Below are 3,393 nucleotides of genomic sequence, written 5' to 3' on the forward strand. Positions count from 1 at the left end.
AACCCGGTTACCGGAGACCGCCAGTTCATGCTTATGTCAGAGTCAGGCGAAATCAGCCTGGACAAGCAGCACTCCCCGCACCAGTTTTCAGCTGATTATGGAGCGGTTCAGGATTCCGGCCTGAACAATTATCTGGACCAAAAGGGTAAAGAGCTGGCCTCCATCTCTCACCGACCGGACATGCCCTACTCCTTTAGATGCGTAAACGCCACTTACGTAAACGCTTACGCCTTTCCCGGAGGAAGCATTGCCACTACCAGGGGTATTCTCCTGGAGATGCAAAATGAGGCAGAACTGGATGCCCTGCTGGGGCATGAAATTGCCCATGTAAATGCAAGGCACACTGCTGCCCGCATGTCCCGGACAGTTGTAACACAGCTTCTTGTAATAGGTGCTTCTATTTACCTGGAAAGTCAGCATGAAGAATATGCTCCTCTCGCAGCAGGGCTGGGCTCTTTTGCTACCGGAGCACTTCTGGCCAGATACAGCCGTAACGACGAGCGTGAAGCAGATGAGCTGGGTATGCTGTACATGACTGATGCCGGCATGAATCCCAAGGGAATGGTAGGTCTTATGGATGTGCTGGTAAGTATAAACAACAGAAAACCTTCAGTTATGGAGCGCATGTTTTCCACTCACCCCATGAGCCAGGAACGTTACGACAAAGCGCTTTACAGGAGCAGGAACGAATATGCTCATGCCGGGAATTATCCTGTTCACAGGGAGCGCTACATGGACAATACCGCCGGTCTTCGACGGATGAAGGGGGCCATTGAAGATATGCAGGATGGCGAAGGAGATATGCGCCAGGAACGCTTCAGTCAGGCTGAAGAATCCTTTAACCGAGCTCTTAAACAGGCTCCTGATGATTACGCTGCGCTGGTGCTTATGTCCAAGTGCCAGCTGGCTCTGAACCGGCCCCGAAGAGCCAAAACTTTTTCCGACAGGGCCACCAGGGTTTATCCTGAGGAAGCCCAGGCTCACCATATAAACGGGGTGGCGGCAATGGATCTGGGGCAGTATGATGAGGCGCTTGATGGATTCAGCCACTATGAAGAGATGCTGCCGGGCAATCCAAACACTGTCTTCCTCAAAGCTGTCTGCCTGGAAGGGATGGGTCGCAGAAGTGATGCGGCCGTAGAATTCGAGAGATTCCTTCAAAGTGCAGGTGCCGGAGACAAGGCGGATTATGCCAGAAAAAGGCTGGAGGAGTGGGGTTATAAGGATTCGCCAGAAGATTCTTGAGCAGAAAATTGGAATTCTCTATTCTGCACGGAAGGAGATCTACAGACTCTGCATCAGCCCAAGAGCTTTTTTAGAACGTTTTCAATGTCCTGCATCTGTACCGGCTTGCCCAGGTATTCATCCATGCCGGACTCCAGAAATTTTTCCCGGTCCCCGTTTAATGTATAAGCGGTCAGGGCTATAATGGGGACTTTTGGGGCTATGCCTGAATCCTGCATGCTTCTGATTTTCCTGGTGGCCTGCACCCCGTCCATAACCGGCATATGAATGTCCATGAAAATACAGTCAAAGTGGCTGTGGGCAAAGGCTTCCACGGCCTGACTGCCGTTCTGGGCCGTCTGCACATGATGACCTGATTTTTGCAGAAGCTTCTGCATGGCGAAGCGGTTGGCCGGATCATCTTCCACCAGAAGGATCCGGAGCCCGCTTAGAGCTTTTTCACTGTCCTGACTGTCTTCCTGCCTGGAAACGTCACTGTCCTCTGCAGCTTTCAAAGGAAGGTCCACGTAGAACGTGCTGCCCTGCCCGGGCACGCTCTTAACGCTTATGTTTCCGTGCATGAGCTCCACAAGTCTCTTGACTATGGACAGTCCCAGTCCTGCACCCTGATACTTGCGTGTATAGGAGTTTTCAGCCTGGACAAATGGCTTGAAGAGTTCCTGAAGCACCTCCTGCTCCATGCCTATCCCGGTGTCCTGGACAGTTATGCGCACCTGCTGTTCAGTATCGTTCCCGGAGTACAAAGACCAGGACACCTGCACCCCGCCTTTTTCGGTGAATTTCAGGGCATTGCCCACCAGGTTGAAGAGTATCTGCTGGATCCTGGCCTCGTCTCCAACAAGCCTGGAAGGAAAACCCTCCTGGAAGATACATTCCAGGGACAGATGTTTGTTTCTGGTGGTGACGGCAAAAAGTTCGTTTACCGAACTGCAAAGCTCCAGCGGGTCGAATTCTTCCTGGTGGATGGTCATGTGCCCGGCCTCGATGCGCGAGAGGTCCAGGATGTCCGATAAAAGCCTGGTCAGCCGGTGAGAGGATTTTATGCCCAGATCCACATACTCCTTTTGTTCCATGTCCAGGCTGGTCTCTTTTAACAGCTGCAGCATACCGGCGATGCCGTTTAGAGGTGTTCTTATCTCGTGGCTCATATTGGCCAGAAACTCGGTCTTGACCCTGCTTGCCGCCTCTGCTTCCTGCCTGGCTTTGACCAGTTCCTGCTCTGTCTTTTTCCAGGCGGTAAGGTCTTCGCGGATTAAAATGCCTCCGGTGATTTTGTCACCTTCCTTTAGAGGCACACCGCGCCGTGAAACCCAGCCGCAACCGCCGCCTATGAACTCTGGAAAAAATATTTCCGGAACATCAAGGTGTTCACCTTTTAGTATCCGACCTACCTGTTCATTGATGCCAGCCTTTACAAGGCCTGGCAGTTCCTGAATATGCATGCCCAAAAGTTTCTGTTTGTCCACCCCGTTGCCTGCAAAGTGCTGCATATGCCACTCATTGACAAAGATAAGGCGGCCCTGGCTGTCAAACTGCATTATGGATATGGGGCACTGCTCAGCAAGCCTTTTGAAGGACTCCTGACTTCTGACAAGGTCTTCCCGGGCCTGCCTGCGGTCTTCCTCAGCACTCAGGGCGGAGGCGATAATGCCTATCACCTTTTTGTCATCTTCTGTAGGAACTCTATTTTCCTGGTAGACCACGCATAATGTGCCTACAAAGTCTTCACCGCACTTCACCGGGTGCCCCAGATAGGTCTTCAGGTTGTACCGCCGGACATTGGGGTCTGTACGGGCATACTCAGTCTGGTCCAGATCGGTGACCACCATTGTCTCGTTTTGGCCCTGCTTTATGGCATCGTAGCATATGTGACCCTGGGGATGGTCCCTGGGATCGTAGTCTTCCGGGGCCTGCCACTGCCCCATGGAACACAGAAGGCCTGATTCCAGGCGATTGTACAAGGCGCAGGCGGCGTCCAGCAGGTCACCACACAGAGCGGTCAGACGCTGGATATTGGTCTCAAAGTCCTGGCCCAGTCCAAGCAGGCAATGATTGATCTCTGAGAGACGCCTGGCGTTTTTGTGGATCTCTTCTTCGTCTAACTTTTTCTGGGTAACATCCTCGACTATCCCCATGCATCCCTGGATT

2 protein-coding genes are annotated in these 3,393 nt (G+C 52.5%); one reads left to right on the forward strand and one right to left on the reverse strand.

Annotation, left to right across the window (positions count from 1 at the left end; translation table 11 throughout):
• On the forward strand, positions 1 to 1,245 hold a 1,245-nt coding region (locus tag D5S03_RS10775; RefSeq protein ID WP_287043971.1), incomplete at its 5' end, for a M48 family metalloprotease.
• A gap of 53 nt (positions 1,246 to 1,298) precedes the next feature.
• Here the strand turns inward: D5S03_RS10775 and D5S03_RS10780 are convergent.
• The coding region (locus D5S03_RS10780) for an ATP-binding protein (RefSeq protein WP_287043973.1) at positions 1,299 to 3,393 on the reverse strand (2,095 nt) is incomplete at its 5' end.

Origin of the sequence: Desulfonatronospira sp. MSAO_Bac3, from assembly GCF_003838035.1 — a bacterium.
GTDB classification, from domain to species: domain Bacteria; phylum Desulfobacterota; class Desulfovibrionia; order Desulfovibrionales; family Desulfonatronovibrionaceae; genus Desulfonatronospira; species Desulfonatronospira thiodismutans.